This window comes from Bradyrhizobium sp. Ai1a-2 (assembly GCF_000426245.1).
GTDB lineage: Bacteria > Pseudomonadota > Alphaproteobacteria > Rhizobiales > Xanthobacteraceae > Bradyrhizobium.
Genome location: NZ_AUEZ01000006.1, coordinates 1 through 19,921 on the forward strand (window position 1 = coordinate 1; position 19,921 = coordinate 19,921).

The following is a 19,921-nucleotide window of genomic DNA, read 5'->3' on the forward strand; positions in this document are numbered from 1 at the left end:
CGCTGGCGCTAAGTCCTGGGGGATGGAAACATCCCTAAGGGTGACGGTGGCAAGAAAGCCCGGTCACCGGGGAGAGCACGAAGTAAGCCGTAACACCATCGCGCAGGGAAAGCCGGAATGCTTCGGTTGAACCTGTGGTCCTACCCCCGTGCTTTTTGTTGCACGGGACCCACGGGTGCAACCAGCACCCGGCTTTCCCTGCGCCCTCTGTTCAATGAGAGGGTGAAACGAAACGCAAAGCTCGGGCAAACCATGCCGCGAGAACACAAACTCATATCCGCTGTTTGAATCAGACGTAGGATGGGTAGAGCGCAGCGAAACCCATCATCGCGCGGCTTGCTCCATCGCGATGGGTTTCGCTGCGCTCTACCCATCCTACGGGTTCAGCGCGCCTCACTCCGGCAGATGGTTCACCTTCTTCACCCAGGCGCGGACGTCGGCGAGGACGTCGGGCAGCACGGCTTTGACCTCCTGCACGGTCATGCCGGCCTTGATGCGAGGATCGTAGAGCAGATTGAGGATGTATTGGTCGTAGATGTCGAAATAACCCATCGAGACGTTGTCGTTGAACATGGTCCAGGGCACGCTCGAAGTGTCGTTGATCGGGCCGAGCGACTGCAACAGCTCCTCATAGGCGCAATCGAAGAAGACGAAATCGCCGTTGTCGACCGTGAGGATCACGTCGGAATGCTCGATCTCGAAATTGTCGTTCTTGCGAAAGCCGCTCAGGCATTGCGGGTCGAGCGAGGAGCGGATCTCCTTCGCCCGCTCGCTGCCGTAGAAGGTCGTGATGGTGCGATAGAGGTCGCGGTCGCGCACCAGCCGCACCCTTACGTTGGCGGCCTCGCTGGTCTCCGTCATGGCGATGTCGAGATGCTGGATCTTGGCGGCGATGTCTCCGACGATCTTTGCGAGCTGCGCCTTGCGGTCGGCACGGGTGCCGTCGGCGAACACCCTGATCGGGCCGTCATATTTGCGGATGCGGTCGACGCGGCCGGCGAGGTGGTACTCGGCGCCGAACGCCGTCTTCATGAAGCCTTCGGTAATCTCGCTGTCGGTGAAGGCTCTCTTCTCGTTGCGCTGGCGCGCTGCGATCGATGGGTTCTCGCCCGACCACGCCGGCGGCGTGGTGAAGCCGGGCGTGATCGCTGCGGGAGCGATCGCGAGGACGAGGATAGCCAGGATACGGCGAAGCAGGCACATCGCTATGACGCTGCCGCAATCACCCTGCGCACGCAAGATAGCATAGGGACGCGCTTGCGCATGGCAGCGTCGGTTCCCGCGCCGTGCTAGTTCCTGACGACGACGGTGGTGCCGACGGAGACGCGGTTATAGAGGTCCACCACATCCTCGTTGGTCATGCGGAAGCAGCCCGACGACACCGCCTGTCCGATCGTCTCCGGCTCGTTCGAGCCGTGGATGCGATAGAGCGTCGAGCCGAGATACATTGCGCGGGCGCCGAGCGGATTTTCGATGCCGCCGACCATGTGGCGCGGCAGGTCGGGGCGGCGCCGCAGCATCTGCGACGGCGGCGTCCAGCTCGGCCATTCCTTCTTGGCGGTGATGCGATGGGTTCCGCTCCAGCGGAAGCCGTCGCGGCCGACTCCGATACCATAACGCAGCGCCTGGCCGTCGCGGAGCACCAGATACAGCCGCCGCTCGCCGGTGCTGATGATGATGGTGCCCGGCGCATAATTGGTCGGGTACATCACGGTCGCCCGTTGGATCGGGCTCGAGCTCGTGCCGAAGAAGTTCAGGCCGCCGCCCATGATATCGCGGGTGTCGAAGAATTGGGCCTGCGCCTGACCGGCGCCTCCCAGCATCAAGAGCGCCGCAGCCAGCAAAACCCTGCCCCGTGTCATTGCTTTCCTCGCGTTATTTCCAGCCTCATCAAAGTGAGGCCACAACTCCTGCGAATTCGCAACCCACGCGACCGTGAGCAACGCATTATCGGACACCGCGGTTAAAAAAGGCAACACACTTCAAACGATGGCAGCAATGTTCGGCTAAACCTTTGACGAAACGGGTGAACAATGGTTGATCTGGGCCGAGCCGGGGCCAACACAACGTCACGAGAGTGCGGGAGCGAGATATGAATGGTGCGGAAAGTCTGGTGCGGACATTGGTCGCGGGCGGCGTCGACGTCTGCTTCACCAATCCCGGCACTTCGGAGATGCATTTCGTTGCCGCGCTGGACAGGGTCGAGGGCATGCGTTGCGTGCTCGGCCTGTTCGAGGGCGTGGTGACGGGAGCGGCCGACGGTTATTTCCGTATCAAGGAAACACCCGCTTCGACACTGCTGCATCTCGGCCCGGGCCTCGCCAACGGCCTTGCCAATTTGCACAACGCCAAGAAGGCCAATTCCGGCATCGTCAACATCGTCGGCCAGCACGCGACCTACCACATCGCCTATAACGCGCCGCTGACTTCGGACATCGAGGGCCTGGCGCGTCCGATGTCGGCCTGGGTCAGGACCTCGCCGGACGCCAAGTCGGTTTCCGCCGACGGCGCTGCCGCGATTGCCGCCGCCAAGAGCACGCCGCCGCAGATCGCGACCCTGATCCTGCCGGCGGACACTGCCTGGAACGAGGCCGACGGCATCGCGCAGGTCCCCGCCGAAAGCCAGCGGCCGAACTATTCGGCGCAGGCGGTGGAAGCGGCAGCCAAGGTGCTGCGCGAAGGTGGCACGCAGAATCTGCTGCTGCTCACCGGCAGCGCCCTGACCGAGCACGGGCTGGCGCTGGCGCAGCAGATCGCCGGCAAGACCGGCTGCAAGGTGATGGGCCAGACCTACAATCCGAAGATGGCCCGCGGCAGGGGCCGCTTTCTGATCGACCGCATCCCTTATGTGATCGAGCAGGCGCTGCCGATCCTCAAGGACTTCAAGAACATCGTGCTGGTCGAGGCCAACGATCCCGTGGCCTTCTTCGCCTATCCGAACAAGCCGAGCCTGTTGAGGCCGGAGGGCTGCGAGGTGCATCGCATGACCTCGGGTGGGGAGAATTCGGTAGCGGCGCTGGAGGCGCTCGCCGGCGCGCTCGGGGCCAAGCCGCAGGACGTCAAGCCGCAGAAGCTCGTCGAGCTTACGAAGCCGACCGGTGCGCTGACGCATGCTTCGATCGCGCAGGCGATCGCGTGCGCGATTCCGGAGAACGCCATCGTGGTCGATGAATCCATCACCACCGGCCGCGGCTTCTTCCCGCCGACGGCGGCGGCCGCGCCGCATGACTGGCTGCAGAACATGGGCGGCTCGATCGGCTTCTCTCCGCCGGTCGCAACCGGCGCCGCGGTGGCCGCTCCCGATCGCAAGGTGATCTGCATGGTCGGCGACGGCTCTTCGATGTACACGATCCAGGCGCTGTGGACGCAGGCGCGCGAGAACCTCAACGTCGTCACCATCGTGTTCGCCAACCGCATCTATCAGATCCTGCGCGGCGAGTTCGACGGCGTCGGCGCCGGCGAGCCGGGCAAGCGGGCGCAGGACATGCTGAAGATCGACCGGCCGACCATCAACTTCGTCTCGCTCGCCAAGGGCATGGGCGTACCGGGCCGCGCGGTCACGACCGCCGACGAGTTCAACAAGGCGCTCGCGGAAGCGATCGCCGAGCCGGGACCGAGGCTGATCGAAGTGCAGATGTAAGGGGGCCTGCGGCTTACGCCGCGATGTCGGGGAAGCGGAATTCGCAGATCAGCCCTTCCGGCTTCCACTGCCGGGTGATGGTTCCGCTCAAGGTGCGGACCACCCCGTCGACGGCGCCGACGCCAAATCCGGTCCGGGTGGGCTCGGCCACCCTGGGACCGCCGCTCTCCTGCCAGCGCAGGGAAAGGTTGGCGTTATCGGTCCGCCAGCTGACGGCGATCTTTCCCGCGGGGCTGGAGAGCGAGCCATATTTGGCGGCGTTGGTGGCGAGCTCATGCACGGAGACCGCGATCGCCTGCGCCAGTGTGGCGGTCAGCCTCAAATCGCCGCCGTCGATCGCGACCCGCCTCGAGTCGCGCACCGCATAGGGCTTGAGCTCCTGTTCGATGATCGCGCGGATGTTGGCGCCGGTCCAGCGCGACACCGAGAACAGCCGTTGCACATTGGCGAGCGTGCTGAGCCGCCCCTGGAAGGCCGCCTGGAACTCCTCCGCGGTATCGGCCTTGGTCAGGCGCAGGATCGCCTGGATCACGGCGAGCAGATTGTTGGCGCGATGATCGACCTCCCAGGCGAGCCGCATCATGCGCTCCTCGGCCTGCTTGCGCATGGTGGTATCGACCAGCATGTTGACGGCGCCGATCAGCCGGCCGTCAGCGTCGCGCAATGGTGTGGGATAGGGCATAAAGCAGATGCGCGAGCCGTCGGGCCGCTCGGCGACTGCTTCCATGTTGCGGACCGGGCGGTTCTCACGAAGCGCGACCGCCATCGGGCACTCATCATGCGGAAGCGGCGTGCCGTCCGGGTGGAACAGCTTCCAGCTCACGCACCACATGTCGCCGATCTTCGGCACATGTCCGGCAAACTCGATGCAGGCCTCGTTGAAGAAGGTGACGCGGCCTTCCGCATCCGTCGTGTAGATCGCGGCGGGCAGCGCCTGAAGCACATCGCGAAACTGCTGCTCCTGGGAGCCGGTCTCGTCGGCGTCGGCGCTGATGGCGGTGTGATGCGCCAGGATCTTTTCGATCGCTGCTTCGTCCGAATCGTCAGAGAGGTTCAGCATCACGCGTCCATGCCCACAGGTCTTCAGCCGGTAATTCGACACCAAGGGAAATGTTCCTCTCGGTGTGCACAATGGCCTGCAAATTCAGTGGAAATCCGAAGGAAGGACGGGCGAGCGCACCTCGAAAAAAGGCCGCCCCGTAGGACGGCCTTTATCCCCATGAATCCTGTCTTACTGATGCATCGTGGCTTCGCCGGATTTCTTCGACGACTTCTTGGCGACCTTCTTCGAGCTCTTCTTCGGCGCCATTTTCGACGCATCATCCTTGCCCGCATTGTCGCTCTGCGCCGCGGGGGCAGCAGTGCCGCCGGCCTTGTCGGACGTCTGTGCTGAAGCGGCCGACGAAATGAAAGCAAGAGCGGTGGCGGCAATAATCAGTTTGCGCATTGGATGGTTCTCCCAAGTTGGCCCCCGGTTTTCAACGGAACCGCGATGCGTCCGGTTCCATCGCCGCGATCAGCTGTCCGTGATCGGCGCGTGAACTCCCGCACCAGCGCCGCGATCCAATCGAGCGTGATGCTGGGCGGGCCCGACGCGCTCAGGCATTCTCGCGTCTGCAACCCCTGGGCTGGTTCGTTGGGCACATCTGGTGCTGCGACCTCTATGAGGTCGAGACAGGCTCGGGCTCGATGATCAGGCCTACGACCAGCTCTGCCAGCAGCTCCTCAGGAACTGGGACGAGCTCCCGGCCTGGTACAAGGATGGGTGGACAAGCGCGATCTGACGTCCGGGAGCGGCACCGCTATCGCGCGGGCGATGTCCACGGATGAGATCACCGAGGCTCGCTAGTGCGGGACGAGCACATCCCGGCCATGAGGCCGCAGATGGAGGAGAGGCGAGTCCGGCTCGAGACTGAACTCGCGGCTCGGCTCAGCTTCGCTCCAGAAGTAGCGTGCGCAACAAGAGCGAAATCATACGGTAACAAGCGAAGATGATCTTCCCCCCGTAGATGATCTTCCCTCCTTTGAATCACACTTCCCTCCCTTTGAATCAAAGCGCTCAGCCGACGACATTTTGCGTTCCTTTTGAATGTACTCAACCCAACCACGCATTCAGGGATGACAAGCATGACAGTCGAAAGCGTAGATCAACCGTCGAGAGAAGCGATCTCCCGACGGGATATCTTGAAAGGATCGGCCGCCGCGGGTGCGGCCGCACTCGTCTCCGGCGCGCCTTCCATGGCTGAGACCGAGTCAAGGGCATTCGACTACATCGTGGTTGGATCAGGTCCTGGTGGTGGTCCGTTAGCCTGCAATCTGGCGCAAGCCGGATATACAGTCTGCCTCATCGAAGCGGGTGGAGCGGCCACGGATGCCGATCTTGAAACCAACATCGCAATACCCGCGAACGGCGGTTTGGTTTCAGCAGACCCCCGCGTTGCGTGGGAATTTTTCGTCCGACATTACTCCGATGAAGCACAGCAAAAGAACGACAGTAAATACGTTGCCGATAGGGACGGGATTCTGTACCCGCGATCAAGTACGATCGGTGGCTGCTCGGTTCATACGGGCGAGATCATGCAATATCCGAGTGACTCTGACTGGGAGCACATCGTCGAGCTGACCGGCGACCAGAGCTGGGCTCCTGATCGGATGCGCAACTACTTTCAGCGTCTGGAGCAAAACCGTTACGCGAACCCGGCGGACAAGGCAGCGCGGCACGGATTTCTAGGCTGGCAGCCGATCGAAATGCCAGATCCCAGAATTTTTTACAACGATCCCCAGATGAGGCAAGTCCTGGCGTCCGCGGTCGACGTGGCTGGCCAACCGGGAGACCTTGATAGATATCTGGCAAACAAGCTGGACCCGAATGATTACAGAGTGACGAAGGCCAATAAGGAAGGCTTATACGCCAATCCGCTTTACTCACGAGATGGAGTGAGATTTGGCGTCCGTCAACGTGTTATGGAGACGGCAAAGGCGTATCCGTCGTTTCTGAAGATCATGACGGATTGCCTCGTGACGCGCGTCCTTCTGGATGACCGAAACACGGCGACCGGCGTCGAATACATGCAGGGTCCGAGTCTTTATCGTGCCTCTCCTCTGACGAAGCCAACGGCGCCGCCGCCGAGACAGCAAATTCGAGCCCTGCGAGAAGTAATTATTTCGGGAGGCACGTTCAACAGTCCGCAAATTCTGAAGCTCTCAGGGATCGGTCCGAGAGACGAGCTGTCAAAATTCGGTATCAAGACGCGCGTTGACCTGCCCGGGGTCGGAACGGGAATGATGGACCGCTACGAAGTTTCGGTCGTGACAGAGTTGAAGAGTCCGACAACCTTGTTCGAGAAGTGCGTAGCTGGCTCTCCGACGGACCCATGCCTTTTAGATTGGAAGCAGGGGCAGGGGGTCTACACAACAACGGTGGCCGTTAGCGTCGTGCGCAAATCGGATCGTTCCCGAGTGGATCGCGATCTGTTCATCAACCTCACGTCTGGACCATTCAGGGGTTTCTTTCCTGGCTGGGAGAAAGTATTTAATCCCACGCAATTCGGCTGGGCGGTGCTCAAGGCGCATACCAAAAATCGGGCAGGCACTGTTTTGCTCCGATCAAACGACCCGCGCGACGTGCCAGCAATCAACTTTCATTACTTCCAGGAAGGCACCGACCATGCCGGGGAAGACCTTGACGCGGTGATCGACGGCGTTCGAACGATCCGGCAGATGAACAAACGGATCTCGAATATTGCTTCTTCGGAGGTGATACCCGGCCCGGCAGTCAAAAGCGATGAAGACCTTCGCACCTTCGTGAAGAACGAAGCATGGGGGCACCACGCCTGCTGCAGCAATCGGATGGGTCCAAAGTCGGACGCTATGGCAGTGGTCGATAGCGAATTCAAAGTCTTCGGAACTCAGAATCTGCGGGTAGTGGACTTTTCGGTGTTTCCGCGAATCCCAGGCTACTTTCCAATGGTTCCTATCTTGATGATCAGCGAGAAGGCCAGCGATGTAATCTTGGCGGACGCTCGTGGCGGTCATCGCCACAATAGCGCAGCGGACTAATTAGCACTGCAACATGATGAGCCGCGAGAACGCCAGTAACTTGCGCTCACGGCTCCCATCATCCAGCAGTCTGCCGCTGGTGCCATGTTTGGGCATTGTTCTGCTTGTAACGGCCTGATGGGATTCGGTCGCAGAACAAGAAAAAACCCCATAAACCAAAGAGCTTAAATGGTGGACGCACAAGGGATCGAACCTTGGACCTCTCCCGTGTGAAGGGAACGCTCTCCCGCTGAGCTATGCGTCCGGGATCTTGGCGCGGTCGGAAGCCGGAAATGGATCCGACCGGAAATGGCCTTGCGGCCGGAGCCGCGATTTACGAAGGGTGGGGGCGGGGTGTCAAGCCAAAGCCGACCCTGTAAAGCGCCAAAGAGCCTTATGCCCCCTGCTGGCGGGCGCGGGAAGCGTGGGATTGCAGCGCCCGGATGCGTTCGGCGAGCGTTCCACCGCCTTCGGGCAGGCCGCTGGCGGCGGGAACGCCGTTCGCGGCGCCATTGCCGGCTTTCGATCCCGCCTTCGCTTCCCCTTTGGCCGGTACGGCAGGCTCTGCGGCCAGCATGGCCTCGATCGGCGAATTCGGCCCTTCGAGCTGGATCGCGAGCTTCGCTACCTCAGCGGCAATGTCGTTGATGCGCTCGCGCAGCAGCGCGTTCTCCATCCGCTCGGTCGCCCAGGAGCTCTCCGCCTGCTGCTGGATCGCATTGATGTCGCGCTGCAGCTTCGCCCGTTCGTCGCGGGCGATGCGCAGCTGTTCTTCCAGCGTCGCCTTCTCGCTCTTGAGCTTTTCGAGGGCGGGCGATTTGCCGCCGTTCATCGCCGCGATCTCGTCGCGCAGTTCCTTCACGGCGCCCTCGGCGGCCTCATTGGCCTGCCGGAGCTGATTGTTCTCGGATTCCCGCTCGGCCAGCAGCTTGCTCAGATTCTCGACCTGGCTCCGCGCCTCCGCGAGCTCGCGGGTCGCGGTTTCGGATGCGCTGCGTTCCTGCGCCAAGCGGGCCTGGGTGGCGGCGAAATCCCTTTCGGCGTCGCTGACCCGGTCCTTCAATTCCTCGATCTGGGTGCGGACGGAGATCAGCTCGATCTGGCGGCTGTCCGCCGCCATCGAGCGGTCGTTCAGGTCGGCATTGATCTTGCCGAGCTCGTTCTGCTTGTCCGTCAGCGCCCGCTCGGCAGCGCGCAACTGCTCGGTCTTGGCGGCGAACTCCTCTTCGGTGACGCCGGCCCGATCCTTCATCGCCTTTTCGCGCGCCTCGAGGGCGAAGATCGCGGCGTTCTTCTCGCCGAGCTCGATCTTCATGCGGTTGATCGCGTCGGTCTTCTTGCCGAGTTCGGCCAACTGGCTCGTGGTCTTGCTCTTGAGCTGCTCGACGCTCATCTCCAGCCGCCGCGCGGACATCGCGAATTCCGCGCGCAACTGGTCCTTGTCCGCCTGGATCTCAGCCATCGATAGCGGGGTTGCGGCCTCAATCCGCCGGGTGGTCAGCCGCACCGCCCGGTTATGCACCAGCGGCACGATCATCAGACCGCACAGCATCGAGACCAGAAAACCGATCGCCAGATACATGATCGGTTCGACCATGAAAGGTTACTCCCGCGATAATAAATCGTTAATCACAATGCCACGGGCGGCCGGCGGAAGGCCAGCCAAATGCCTGTCCGCAGTCAGGAATTCACGTTAAGGCGTTAACGGCGGCGTCAGAAAGGGTTCCAGGTCGCGCGTGGGGTATATTTCAGGTAGCCGACATTGGCGCCGAGCCTGAGCCCGATACCGGAACGGATCGGCACCAGCACGATATTGTTGGCCGTCAGTGCGGTCATACCAAATCCGCCGACGATATAGGCCGAGCCGTCGATGCCGACGAAGCGCTGGTAGATCGCCTGCGTGGAGGGCAGGTTGTAGACCAGCGTCATGGTGCGGGCGCCATCGCCGCCCCAGTCGAAGCCGACCGAGGGCCCCTGCCAATAGACCCGCAGGTCGCCGGCATTCTTGGTGTAGAGCGTGCCCTCGCCGTAGCGCAGGCCGGCGACGAAAGCGCCGGAGCCTTCTTCGCCCAGCACATAGCCGTTGGGCAGGCCCCATTGGCTGACCGCGCGTTCGATGACGGAGGCAAGCCCGCGCGAGACGTTACCGAAGAATTTGTGGCCGGCGGCAACAAGTTCGTCCGGCCCATAAGTGCTCGGACCGGGCTCGCGCTGCGGCGGCGGGTATTGCGGCGGCGGGGCCTGCTGGGCGGCAACCGGCGCGATCCAGCACATCAGCGCAGCGAGCGCTGCCGCGGCGAAGCGTGATGCGAAACTCATAAAGAACCCCTGCGATCGAAATTCTGGTCGCGGCCTTAACCTGACGCCAACAAGGTCGGCTCTAGCTTGCGCCCAGTGTCCCCTCGACTCGAATGTTATCGATAGCAACTATGACGGTACAACGGCAGGAAATATGCCGCCGACGCCCCGGAATAGCCTTTTTCGCTTTCGTCGTCTTCCTTTTAGCTTTGAGTGGCCTTGATTCGGCAGTCCGGGCCGCGACGACCGAGCGGGTGGTCGTCAATCACTATTCCGGCCTCGCCATCGAGGGATTCGACCCGGTGGCCTATTTCACCGACGGAGCCGCCCTTGAGGGCTTGCCGGACTTTGAGGTCTCGCAGGCCGGCGCGGTCTGGCGCTTCCGCAATGAAGGCAACCGCGCCTCCTTTGTCGCCCATCCGGAAATCTACGGTCCGCAATTCGGTGGCTACGACCCGGTCGATCTCGGTCGCGGCGTCACTTTTGCCGGCAATCCACGATTCTGGGCGGTGGCCGGGCAGCGGCTCTATCTGTTCGGCCGGGAGGACAATCGGGACGCCTTTATCGTCGATCCCGGACGCTTCCTGAAAGACGCTACCGCCCGTTGGCCGGAGCTCGAGCGCACGCTGGCGCAGTAGCGCCGTCGACGCGACGACCCCTGAGCGTTTTCGAGCGAAGTGGACACCGGTTCGCGTGAAGAAAACGCGTCAAAACAAGAATCTAGAGCTTCGGTTCTGATTCAATCAGAACCGAAAAATGCTCTAGGGCGCCGCAGCGGGATCGCCCCAGGCAATGAATTCCGGCACGATGAAATCGTTGCGCAGGCCGAAGCGCAGCGCCGCCCCCCGGGAATCCGTGATCTTGCCGCCGGCGGCGGTGACCACGGCATGGCCGGCCGCAACGTCCCATTCGCAGGTCGGCGCAAGGCGTGGATAGACGTCGACCTTGCCTTCGGCCACCCGTCCGAACTTCACCGCGGAGCCGAGTTCGGCCCGCACCGCGCCGCTTCGCTCGGCGATAAAGGCTTCCGTGCGCGCATCGCCATGGGAGCGGCTGACCGCTACCGTCCAGGGTTTTTCGCGCGGCGGGTGGGGGCGGGTACGAATCGCTTCGACAACTGGTGGCGCGCCATCGCGAACGATCAGCCGCTCGGCGCCGCGGCCGACAATGCCGCGCCAGATCACGCCCAGGGCCGGCGCACCGACAATGCCGAGCAGCGGTGTCCCTTCGCTCACCAGGGCAAGGTTGACCGTGAACTCGTTGCGGCCGGCGACGAATTCCTTGGTGCCGTCGAGCGGGTCGACCAGGAAGAAGCTGTCCCTGTAGGGCGGCGAGGCCAGACGTGTGCGCTCCTCGGAGAGCGACGGCACGTTCGGCGCAAGCCGCGCCAAGCCCTCGGCAATGATGCGGTCGGCTGCGAGATCGGCCTCGGTCACGGGCGAGCCGTCGCTCTTGCCCTCAATCTTCATGGCGCTGCGATTGACCGCGAGGACGGCCTCGCCGGCCCGCATCACCAGCTCCGTCAACGGTTCGATCAGCGCGGCCGCGGCATCGCCGTCGATCAGGGGCGGGCATGCCTCATTCATAAGCGGTTCTCACAGGCTGGCGCATGATCCGGAAAAGTGGAAACCAGTTCCGAAAGATCATGCTCAAACAGAGCGATGAGATCATGATCCGATTCGGTCCAATCGGATCATGATCTGGTGTTCCCATATCACTTCCGCCGCAAGCTGGCAGCATGCGCTTCCGCAGTGTATCAAACCCAAAAGCGTGCGTGATTCGCTCTCGTCCGCGCGTGTCGCGGCATTCCAGGAACACTTCATGTCTGGCACTTCGTCTCCCGGTCCTGCTCCCGATGCCCTCGAACTGGCGGCGCTGTTGTGCTCGCGCGTCTGCCACGATCTCATCAGTCCTGTCGGCGCGATCGTCAATGGCCTTGAGGTCCTCGACGACAATCCGAAACCCGAGGATCGCGACTTCGCGCTCGACCTGATCCGCAAGAGCGCCAAGACCGCGTCTGCCCGTCTGCAGTTCTGCCGGCTTGCCTTCGGTGCAGCCGGGTCGTCGGGCGCGCAGATCGATCTCGGCGACGCCCAGGCCATGGCGAAGGGGCACATCGAAGACGGCAAGGTGACGCTGACCTGGAATCTGCCGCGGCTGCTCTTGCCCAAGAACCGCGTCAAGCTGCTGCTGAACATGCTGCTGATCGCGCAGCAGACGATTCCGCGCGGCGGCACGCTGACGATCGATCCGGTCGGCGAAGGCGAGACGATGAGCTTTCGCATTGCCGCGGCCGGACTGAATGCCCGCGTCCCGCAGAACATCGTCGACATGCTGGGCAGCACGACTGCCGCAGTCGATGCCCATGCCGTGCAGCCCTATTACACCAGGCTGTTGGCGGAGGCCTGCGGATTGACCGTCAAGCTTGCCCCGGAGGGTGAGACGGTAGTGGTAAGCGCGTCCTGACGATGGCTGCATGAACTCCCGGCGCGCAGGCGTGCAAGAGGTCATGCTCGATCGACAACGCACAGCATGATCCGAGACGCGATGCGAGCGCGTCGTTTGCAGCGACGGCAGCCACAGCGTTAACCAATTGTTCGCAACTTGGCGTTGATTTCGATCTTTTCTTCTTATCTCTTTGTTGATCCCGTTCTTTTCCACATACTCAACCAAACTTAAACGCTTTGCATGGAAGCTGGCCCAGTTTCCGTAAGGCGCGTCGATGTCGCGCGCCGCTGCGTACGAAGGCCAGGGTTCATGGACGATTTGATGCGGGAGTTTCTGACCGAGACCAGCGAGAGCCTGGACACGGTCGACAATCAGTTGGTGAAGTTCGAGCAAGAGCCGAACAACGCGAAGATTCTCGATAACATTTTTCGCCTGGTCCACACCATCAAGGGTACCTGCGGCTTCCTGGGCCTGCCGCGACTGGAATCGCTGGCGCATGCCGGCGAGACCTTGATGGGCAAATTCCGCGACGGCATGCCGGTCACGGCGGAAGCGGTGACGCTGATCCTGTCGAGCATCGACCGCATCAAGGAGATCCTCGCAGGACTGGAAGCGACCGAGGCCGAGCCGGAAGGATCGGACGAAGACCTCATCGTCAAGCTGCACGAGATGGCCGAGCGCAGTTTCGAATCGATGGCTGCGGATGCCGGCGCCGAACCGGCTGCAGAGACGGCGGAGCCTGTCGTGGCCGCGCCGCCGCTGCAGCCCGCGGTGGCGGAAGGCACGCTGGTGGTGCAGACGCTCGAACGTCCGCTGCGTCCCGGTGAAGTCTCGCTCGATGAGCTCGAGCGCGCATTCCGCGAAACCGCCACCGAAGTGTCGCCGCCCGCACCTACCGCCGCGCCTGCGGCCAAGCCCGCTGCGCATGAGCCGGCCGCAGAGGTTGCCAAGGAGAAGAAGCCGCCGCGGAAGACGGCCGCCGCCGAAGGCGACATGCACGAGTCCGACAAGGTCGCGAACCAGTCGATCCGCGTCAACGTGGATACGCTTGAGCACCTGATGACCATGGTCTCCGAGCTGGTGCTGACGCGCAACCAGTTGCTGGAGATTTCCCGCCGCAACGAGGACACCGAGTTCAAGGTGCCATTGCAGCGCCTTTCCAACGTCACCGCTGAGCTGCAGGAAGGCGTCATGAAGACGCGCATGCAGCCGATCGGCAACGCCTGGCAGAAGCTGCCGCGCATCGTGCGCGACCTCTCGGGCGAACTCGGCAAGCAGATCGAACTGGAGATGCACGGCGCCGACACCGAGCTCGATCGCCAGGTGCTCGACCTGATCAAGGATCCCCTGACGCACATGGTGCGCAACTCCGCCGACCATGGTCTGGAGACCACGACCGAGCGCGCGGCGGCCGGCAAGCCGGAACAGGGCACGATCCGTCTCTCCGCCTATCATGAAGGCGGCCACATCATCATCTGCATCGCCGACAACGGCCGCGGCCTCAACACCGAGCGGATCAAGGCGAAAGCTCTGGCCAACGGTCTCGTCACCGAGGCTGAGCTGGAGAAGATGACGGAAGCGCAGATCCACAAATTCATCTTCGCGCCGGGCTTCTCGACCGCTGCACAGGTTACGTCGGTTTCCGGCCGTGGCGTCGGCATGGATGTGGTGCGCACCAATATCGACCAGATCGGTGGAACCATCGACATCAAGTCGGTCGCGGGCGAGGGCTGTTCCGTCACCATCAAGATCCCGCTGACGCTCGCGATCGTGTCTGCGCTGATCGTGGAAGCAGCCGGCGACCGCTTTGCGATCCCCCAGCTTTCGGTTGTTGAACTGGTCCGCGCACGGGCCAATTCCGAGCACCGCATCGAGCGCATCAAGGACACTGCCGTGCTGCGTCTGCGCAACAAGCTGCTGCCGCTGATGCACCTGAAGAAGCTGCTCAAGATCGACGACGGATCCTCCAGCGATCCCGAGAACGGCTTCATCGTGGTGACGCAGGTCGGCAGCCAGACTTTCGGCATCGTGGTCGACGGCGTGTTCCACACCGAGGAAATCGTGGTCAAGCCGATGTCGACCAAGCTGCGTCACATCGAAATGTTCTCCGGCAATACCATCCTGGGCGATGGCGCCGTGATCATGATCATCGATCCCAACGGCATCGCCAAGGCGCTCGGTGCTGCCGGCTCGTCGGCCCATGAGATGGCGGACGACAATGCCGCGGCGCATGTCAGCGGCGAGCAGCTCACCTCGCTGCTGGTGTTCCGCGCCGGCACCAGCCAGCCCAAGGCGGTGCCGCTCGGCCTCGTCACGCGCCTCGAGGAGATCGCCACCGACAAGATCGAGCTCTCCAACGGCCGCTACATGGTGCAGTACCGCGATCAATTGATGCCGCTGGTACAGATGGCCGATGTCAGTGTGCAGACCTCCGGCTCGCAGCCGATCCTGGTGTTCGCCGATGATGGCCGCTCGATGGGACTTGTGGTGGACGAGATCATCGACATCGTGGAGGAGCGGCTCCACATCGAGGTCACGGGCTCGCAGGATGGCATTCTCGGTTCGGCCGTGATCAAGGGGCAGGCGACCGAAGTGATCGACGTCGGCCACTTCCTGCCGATGGCCTTCGCCGACTGGTTCAGCCGCAAGGAGATGCGGCCGTCCTCCAACGCGCAATCGGTGCTTCTGGTCGACGACAGCGCGTTCTTCCGCAACATGCTGGCTCCCGTCCTGAAGGCTGCCGGCTACAAGGTGCGTACTGCGCCGAATGCGCAGGAAGGGCTCGCAGTGCTGCGTTCGGGGCAGGCGTTCGACGTGGTGCTGACCGACATCGAGATGCCCGAGATGAACGGCTTCGAGTTCGCCGAGAGCATCCGCTCCGATCAACACCTCAGCAGCGTTCCGATCATCGCGCTGTCGGCGATGGTCTCGCCGGCCGCGATCGAGCGCGGTCGGCAAGCCGGCTTCCATGATTACGTCGCCAAATTCGACCGTCCCGGCCTGATCGCGGCGCTGAAGGAACAGACCGCCGAGATCAAGAAAGCGGCATGAGCAGGTTGAGCCGGGCACAAGGAACTGAAACGATGACCAGCAAGACCGACACCATCGAAGGCACCATGGCCGAATACGTCACCGCCGTGATCGGCGGGCAATTGTTCGGCCTGCCGATCTCACGCGTGCAGGACGTGTTCATGCCGGAGCGGCTGACGCGCGTGCCGCTGTCCTCCAGCGAGATCGCGGGCGTGCTGAACCTGCGCGGCCGCATTGTCACGGTGGTCGACATGCGCGCGCGGCTCGGCCTGCCGAAGAATGACGACGGCAAGCCGCCGATGGCGGTCGGCGTCGATCTCCGCGGCGAATCCTATGGCCTCCTGATCGACCAGATCGGCGAGGTGCTGCGGTTGCCCGATGACAGCCGCGAAGAGAATCCCGTCAATCTCGACCCGCGCATGGCCAAGCTCGCCGGCGGCGTCCATCGCCTCGACGGTCAGCTCATGGTCGTCCTCGATGTCGACCGCGTCCTCGAACTGATGCCGGATGCGAAGGCGGCCTAGAGCATGATCCGGAAAAGTGGAAACCGGTTTTCCGAAAAGATCATGCTCAAACAAAGAACTAGAGCGAGATGACATTCGAAGAAAAGTCATCACGCTCTAGCGCTCCAGGCAGGCATGCCTATTGAAGAATTGAAACGGAAACGTCCCTTGCGGGATGAGGAAGTAGAGGCCAACATGAGAACCTGTCTTGTTGTCGATGACTCCAGCGTCATTCGCAAGGTCGCGCGTCGCATCCTGGAAGGCCTGGATTTCCAGATCGTCGAAGCCGAGGACGGCGAGAAGGCGCTCGAAGCCTGCAAGCGCGCCATGCCGACCGCCGTGTTGCTCGATTGGAACATGCCGGTGATGGACGGCTACGAATTCCTCGGCAATCTGCGCCGCATGCCCGGCGGCGACCAGCCCAAGGTGGTGTTCTGCACCACCGAGAACGACGTCGCGCATATCGCCCGCGCGCTGCATGCCGGCGCCAATGAATACATCATGAAACCGTTCGACCGGGACATCGTCACCGCGAAGTTCCAGGAGGTCGGCCTGATCTGAGTGTCGTGTTCGATCCGGCGGCTGACAGCCATCGGCATGAGAGCATGATCCGGAGAAGGCCGTGCCGTTGAGCCGATGGTGAAGTGATGAGCGTTGCGTTGACAAATGCCCCGGTCCGGACCTCAATGCGAGAGGAACCGTTGCGGGTGATGGTGGTCGACGACTCCGTCGTCATCCGCGGCATGATCTCGCGCTGGATCGGCGCCGAATCCGACATGCAGGTGACGGCCTCTTTCCGCACCGGTCTCGATGCCGTCAATCAACTCGAGCGCGCCAATCCTGATGTCGCGGTGCTCGACATCGAAATGCCGGACCTTGACGGCATCTCGGCGCTGCCGAAGCTGCTCGCCAAGAAGCGCGACCTCGTCATCATCATGGCCTCGACGCTGACCCGCCGCAATGCGGAGATCAGCCTGAAGGCGCTGTCGCTCGGCGCTGCCGATTACATCCCCAAGCCGGAGAGCACGCGCGAGGCGGGCGCCGCCGAAACCTTCCGGCACGACCTGATCCAGAAGATCCGTCATCTCGGTGCCAAGGTGCGCCGCCACGCGGCGCCGGTCGTCGCAAGCCCTGTAGCCGCCCCTGCGCCGGATAAGGCGCGCGAAGCCGCGACACGTCCGGCCGCACCGCAGCAGGCGCTGGTGCGCCGCCCGTTCGGCACGCTGGCGCCGAAGGTGCTGTTGATCGGTTCATCGACCGGTGGACCGCAGGCGCTGATGGCACTGGTCGCGGAGATCGGACCGGTGATCGACCGCTTTCCGGTGCTGATCACCCAGCACATGCCGCCGACCTTCACCACGATCCTGGCCGAGCATCTCGCGCGTGCCAGCCGCCGGCCGGCGCATGAAGCTGTTGACGGCGAGATCGTCAAGGCCGGCCAGATCTATCTCGCGCCGGGCGGCCGCCATATGCGCGTTGCGCGCCGCGGCGCCGAGATCGCGATCGCGCTCGATGACGGGCCGCCGGTGAATTTCTGCAAGCCCGCGGTTGATCCCATGTTCATGTCCGCGATCGACGTCTGGCAGGGCGGCATCATGTCGGTGATCCTGACCGGCATGGGGTCGGACGGCATGCGTGGCGGCAAGGACATCGTCGCCGCCGGCGGCAGCGTGATTGCGCAGGACGAGGCGACCAGTGTCGTGTGGGGCATGCCGGGCGCGGCGGCGAATGCGGGGATTTGCGCGGCCGTGCTGCCGCTCAAGGAGATCGGACCGAAACTTAGTCGGTTGTTTGCGGGAGATCGTTCGTGACGCCGTTGGATTATGACTATCTTCGCAAACTCTTGAAGGAGCGGTCCGGCCTCGACCTGTCGTCCGACAAGCAATATCTGGTCGAGAGCCGACTGGTGCCGCTCGCACGCAAGTCGGGGCTGGCGGGCATTCCGGAACTGGTCCAGAAGATGAAGGGCGGCGGCGCCGAGGCGCTGACATCGGAAGTGGTCGAGGCGATGACCACCAACGAGACCTTCTTTTTCCGCGACAAGATACCGTTCGACCATTTGCGGCAGACGGTGCTTCCGGCGCTGCTGCAGGCGCGCGCCGCGCGGCGTTCGCTGCGGATCTGGTGCGCGGCGTCGTCCACCGGGCAGGAGCCTTATTCGATCGCGATGTGTCTGAAGGAAATGGGCGCAGCGTTCTCGGGCTGGCGCACCGAGATCGTCGCGACCGACTTGTCGCAGGCGGTCCTGGAAAAATCCAGGGCAGGCATCTTCAGCCAGTTCGAAGTGCAGCGCGGCCTGCCGATCCAGCTCTTGGTGAAATACTTCACGCAGATCGGCGAGTTCTGGCAGCTCAATGCCGATATCCGCGCCATGGTGCAGCATCGCCAGCTCAACCTGCTGCAGGACTTCTCCCATCTCGGCATGTTCGATGTGATCTTCTGCCGCAACGTGCTGATCTATTTCGACCAGGAGACGAAGACGGACATCTTCGCGCGGGTTGCAAGAATGCTCGAGCCCGATGGCGTGCTGGTGCTCGGGGCGGCCGAATCCGTGGTCGGTATCACCAGCGTTTTCAAGCCCTATCCGGACCGCCGCGGTCTCTATTGCCTGGGCACGGCGCCGGTCGCGCGTGCCGGCGCGCCGATCGGGCTCAAGGCGGTCGCTTCCGCGGCGCGCTAGAGTCCAGCAGTCCCGTAGGATGTAGAGCGGAGCGAAACCCATCGCGATGAGAGAGCGGCACGCAATGATGGGTTTCGCTGCGCTCTACCCATCCTACGACTCCGTCGCCGTGGCGGCACCCTCAAAGGATCGCGTGCGGCAGGAAGCGGGACGTGTTGCCCGTGATCGGATTCTCGTCCTCGCGGATCGATAGCCCGCATGGGGTATGATCGATCAGCCAGCTCCCGACCACCGGATGTTGTCCTGCGAAATTCGGTAGCGGCGCCAGTGCCTGGCGGATGAAGCCTTCCGCGCCGTATGGGCCTTCCTGCTCGACCAGCGTGGTGCCGGCGCTGACCAGCGCGACATTGGCGCCCTCGCGCGAATAGATCGGCTTGCGGACGAACGAACTGCCGAGCGCTTGCGCGTTCGGATCATCCTCGAAATAGGCCGGCAGCAAATTGGGATGGTTCGGATGCATCTCCCATAGCAGCGGCAGGATGCCCTTGTTCGACAGGATCGCCTTCCACGGCGGCTCGACCCAGCGCGTCGGGGCGCCCGCGAGCTTGGCGCCGAAGGCGTCGTGGAACATCCATTCCCAGGGATAGAGCTTGAACGCGAGATCGATCGCTTGGCTATCCAGATCGACGAAGCGACCCTCCTCGGTGAGGCCGATGTCCTCGATATCGAGCAGCGTGGTCGCAAGGCCCGCCTGCGAGGCGGTGTCCTCCAGATAGGCCAGCGTTGCGGCGTCCTCGGCATTGCCGGTCATGCCGGCAAGATGCAGGTGTCTGCCGGACGCCAGTTTCTTCCAGGCGTCGATCAGCCGCTCGTGGATCGAATTGTACTGGTCGGCTCGCTTCGGGATGATATTGCGCTCGATCGCCTGCTCGAGCCAGGTCCATTGGAACACCGCCGCCTCGAAGATGGAGGTCGGCGTGTCGGCGTTGTACTCCAGCAGCCTGGCCGGTCCGCGCCCGTCGAAGCTGAGATCGAGCCGGCCATAGAGGCTGCCATCGTCGCGGCGCCAGCTTTCCGCAATCAGCGGCCAGAAGGTTTCGGGGATTTTCAATCGGCGCAGATATTTTTCGTCCCCGGTCGCGCGATCGACCAGTTCGAGGCACATCGCATCGATCTCGCCAGTCGGCTCCTCGATTCCGCGCTCGATCTCGTCCAGCGTAAACGCGTAATAGGCGCGTTCGTCCCAGTAGCGCTCGCCGTCGATGCTGTGGAAACTGAATCCAGCGCGCTCGGCGGTCGACCGCCAGTCGTCACGCTCTGAACAAAGGATGCGGCGCATACGGA

General features: G+C 62.9%; 17 protein-coding genes and 1 tRNA gene. 9 read left to right on the top strand and 9 right to left on the bottom strand.

Going from position 1 to position 19,921, the window contains the following annotated elements; translation table 11 throughout:
• Positions 1 to 393 precede the first annotated feature (393 nt).
• Both K288_RS0106260 and K288_RS0106265 read right to left on the bottom strand, forming a co-directional pair.
• Positions 394 to 1,203, bottom strand: coding sequence for a DUF2927 domain-containing protein (locus K288_RS0106260; protein ID WP_027578754.1), 810 nt, complete (start codon positions 1,201 to 1,203; stop codon positions 394 to 396).
• Between the two features lie 86 nt (positions 1,204 to 1,289).
• On the bottom strand, positions 1,290 to 1,862 hold the full coding sequence (locus tag K288_RS0106265) for a L,D-transpeptidase (RefSeq protein WP_027578755.1): 573 nt from the start codon (positions 1,860 to 1,862) through the stop codon (positions 1,290 to 1,292).
• A 230-nt stretch (positions 1,863 to 2,092) separates the two neighbouring features.
• Here K288_RS0106265 and K288_RS0106270 point away from each other — a divergent pair, with 230 nt between their 5' ends.
• Complete coding sequence (locus K288_RS0106270; protein WP_027578756.1) at positions 2,093 to 3,640, top strand: acetolactate synthase large subunit; 1,548 nt, start codon at positions 2,093 to 2,095, stop codon at positions 3,638 to 3,640.
• A 13-nt stretch (positions 3,641 to 3,653) separates the two neighbouring features.
• Here the strand turns inward: K288_RS0106270 and K288_RS44870 are convergent, their stop codons facing one another.
• Both K288_RS44870 and K288_RS0106280 read right to left on the bottom strand, forming a co-directional pair.
• On the bottom strand, positions 3,654 to 4,742 hold the full coding sequence (locus tag K288_RS44870) for an HWE histidine kinase domain-containing protein (protein ID WP_244443079.1): 1,089 nt from the start codon (positions 4,740 to 4,742) through the stop codon (positions 3,654 to 3,656).
• Between the two features lie 129 nt (positions 4,743 to 4,871).
• The gene (locus K288_RS0106280; RefSeq protein WP_027578757.1) at positions 4,872 to 5,087 is read right to left on the bottom strand and encodes a hypothetical protein; all 216 of its coding nucleotides are present in this window, start codon (positions 5,085 to 5,087) and stop codon (positions 4,872 to 4,874) included.
• Positions 5,088 to 5,767: 680 nt separating this feature from the next.
• Between K288_RS0106280 and K288_RS0106285 the strand changes: the two genes are divergently transcribed.
• Positions 5,768 to 7,699 carry a GMC family oxidoreductase gene (locus tag K288_RS0106285; RefSeq protein WP_027578758.1) on the top strand — a complete coding sequence of 644 codons (1,932 nt, stop codon included), beginning with the start codon at positions 5,768 to 5,770 and terminating at the stop codon, positions 7,697 to 7,699.
• A 169-nt stretch (positions 7,700 to 7,868) separates the two neighbouring features.
• On the opposite strand, the gene K288_RS0106295 is transcribed toward K288_RS0106285, so the two are convergent.
• The 3 genes from K288_RS0106295 to K288_RS0106305 form a co-directional block, all read right to left on the bottom strand.
• Positions 7,869 to 7,943: transfer RNA gene (locus K288_RS0106295), tRNA-Val, on the bottom strand.
• A 129-nt stretch (positions 7,944 to 8,072) separates the two neighbouring features.
• Positions 8,073 to 9,275 carry a hypothetical protein gene (locus tag K288_RS0106300; RefSeq protein WP_027578759.1) on the bottom strand — a complete coding sequence of 401 codons (1,203 nt, stop codon included), beginning with the start codon at positions 9,273 to 9,275 and terminating at the stop codon, positions 8,073 to 8,075.
• 116 nt (positions 9,276 to 9,391) lie between these two features.
• Positions 9,392 to 9,997, bottom strand: coding sequence for a DUF1134 domain-containing protein (locus K288_RS0106305; RefSeq protein ID WP_027578760.1), 606 nt, complete (start codon positions 9,995 to 9,997; stop codon positions 9,392 to 9,394).
• A 92-nt stretch (positions 9,998 to 10,089) separates the two neighbouring features.
• On the opposite strand from K288_RS0106305, the gene K288_RS0106310 reads away from it, so the two are divergent.
• Positions 10,090 to 10,614, top strand: coding sequence for a YHS domain-containing (seleno)protein (locus K288_RS0106310; RefSeq protein WP_201449645.1), 525 nt, complete (start codon positions 10,090 to 10,092; stop codon positions 10,612 to 10,614).
• A gap of 123 nt (positions 10,615 to 10,737) precedes the next feature.
• On the opposite strand, the gene cysQ is transcribed toward K288_RS0106310, so the two are convergent.
• The gene (gene cysQ, locus K288_RS0106315; RefSeq protein WP_027578762.1) at positions 10,738 to 11,562 is read right to left on the bottom strand and encodes a 3'(2'),5'-bisphosphate nucleotidase CysQ; all 825 of its coding nucleotides are present in this window, start codon (positions 11,560 to 11,562) and stop codon (positions 10,738 to 10,740) included.
• 235 nt (positions 11,563 to 11,797) lie between these two features.
• Here cysQ and K288_RS0106325 point away from each other — a divergent pair, with 235 nt between their 5' ends.
• From K288_RS0106325 to K288_RS0106350, 6 genes are all read left to right on the top strand, one after another.
• Entirely contained in the window at positions 11,798 to 12,442 is a 645-nt protein-coding gene (locus tag K288_RS0106325) for a histidine phosphotransferase family protein (RefSeq protein ID WP_027578763.1), read from the top strand.
• Positions 12,443 to 12,733: 291 nt separating this feature from the next.
• The gene (locus K288_RS0106330) at positions 12,734 to 15,475 is read left to right on the top strand and encodes a hybrid sensor histidine kinase/response regulator (protein WP_027578764.1); all 2,742 of its coding nucleotides are present in this window, start codon (positions 12,734 to 12,736) and stop codon (positions 15,473 to 15,475) included.
• Between the two features lie 32 nt (positions 15,476 to 15,507).
• Positions 15,508 to 15,978 carry a chemotaxis protein CheW gene (locus K288_RS0106335; RefSeq protein ID WP_027578765.1) on the top strand — a complete coding sequence of 157 codons (471 nt, stop codon included), beginning with the start codon at positions 15,508 to 15,510 and terminating at the stop codon, positions 15,976 to 15,978.
• A gap of 174 nt (positions 15,979 to 16,152) precedes the next feature.
• On the top strand, positions 16,153 to 16,518 hold the full coding sequence (locus K288_RS0106340; protein WP_027578766.1) for a response regulator: 366 nt from the start codon (positions 16,153 to 16,155) through the stop codon (positions 16,516 to 16,518).
• 86 nt (positions 16,519 to 16,604) lie between these two features.
• Positions 16,605 to 17,768, top strand: a complete 1,164-nt coding sequence (locus K288_RS0106345; RefSeq protein ID WP_027578767.1) for a chemotaxis response regulator protein-glutamate methylesterase — start codon at positions 16,605 to 16,607, stop codon at positions 17,766 to 17,768.
• Entirely contained in the window at positions 17,765 to 18,637 is an 873-nt protein-coding gene (locus K288_RS0106350; protein ID WP_027578768.1) for a protein-glutamate O-methyltransferase CheR, read from the top strand. Before K288_RS0106345 ends, K288_RS0106350 begins: the two co-directional genes overlap by 4 nt.
• Before the next feature lie 121 nt (positions 18,638 to 18,758).
• Here the strand turns inward: K288_RS0106350 and K288_RS0106355 are convergent, their stop codons facing one another.
• Entirely contained in the window at positions 18,759 to 19,916 is a 1,158-nt protein-coding gene (locus tag K288_RS0106355) for a glutathionylspermidine synthase family protein (protein ID WP_027578769.1), read from the bottom strand.
• Between the last annotated feature and the right edge of the window lie 5 nt (positions 19,917 to 19,921).

Bases quoted from the DNA above. Each gene is read 5' to 3' on its own strand.
- K288_RS0106260 (WP_027578754.1), bottom strand. From the start codon at position 1,203: ATGTGCCTGCTTCGCCGTATCCTGGCTATCCTCGTCCTCGCGATCGCT.
- K288_RS0106265 (WP_027578755.1), bottom strand. From the start codon at position 1,862: ATGACACGGGGCAGGGTTTTGCTGGCTGCGGCGCTCTTGATGCTGGGA.
- K288_RS0106270 (WP_027578756.1), top strand. From the start codon at position 2,093: ATGAATGGTGCGGAAAGTCTGGTGCGGACATTGGTCGCGGGCGGCGTC.
- K288_RS0106280 (WP_027578757.1), bottom strand. From the start codon at position 5,087: ATGCGCAAACTGATTATTGCCGCCACCGCTCTTGCTTTCATTTCGTCG.
- K288_RS0106285 (WP_027578758.1), top strand. From the start codon at position 5,768: ATGACAGTCGAAAGCGTAGATCAACCGTCGAGAGAAGCGATCTCCCGA.
- K288_RS0106300 (WP_027578759.1), bottom strand. From the start codon at position 9,275: ATGGTCGAACCGATCATGTATCTGGCGATCGGTTTTCTGGTCTCGATG.
- K288_RS0106305 (WP_027578760.1), bottom strand. From the start codon at position 9,997: ATGAGTTTCGCATCACGCTTCGCCGCGGCAGCGCTCGCTGCGCTGATG.
- K288_RS0106310 (WP_201449645.1), top strand. From the start codon at position 10,090: ATGTTATCGATAGCAACTATGACGGTACAACGGCAGGAAATATGCCGC.
- cysQ (WP_027578762.1), bottom strand. From the start codon at position 11,562: ATGAATGAGGCATGCCCGCCCCTGATCGACGGCGATGCCGCGGCCGCG.
- K288_RS0106325 (WP_027578763.1), top strand. From the start codon at position 11,798: ATGTCTGGCACTTCGTCTCCCGGTCCTGCTCCCGATGCCCTCGAACTG.
- K288_RS0106330 (WP_027578764.1), top strand. From the start codon at position 12,734: ATGGACGATTTGATGCGGGAGTTTCTGACCGAGACCAGCGAGAGCCTG.
- K288_RS0106335 (WP_027578765.1), top strand. From the start codon at position 15,508: ATGACCAGCAAGACCGACACCATCGAAGGCACCATGGCCGAATACGTC.
- K288_RS0106340 (WP_027578766.1), top strand. From the start codon at position 16,153: ATGAGAACCTGTCTTGTTGTCGATGACTCCAGCGTCATTCGCAAGGTC.
- K288_RS0106345 (WP_027578767.1), top strand. From the start codon at position 16,605: ATGAGCGTTGCGTTGACAAATGCCCCGGTCCGGACCTCAATGCGAGAG.
- K288_RS0106355 (WP_027578769.1), bottom strand. From the start codon at position 19,916: ATGCGCCGCATCCTTTGTTCAGAGCGTGACGACTGGCGGTCGACCGCC.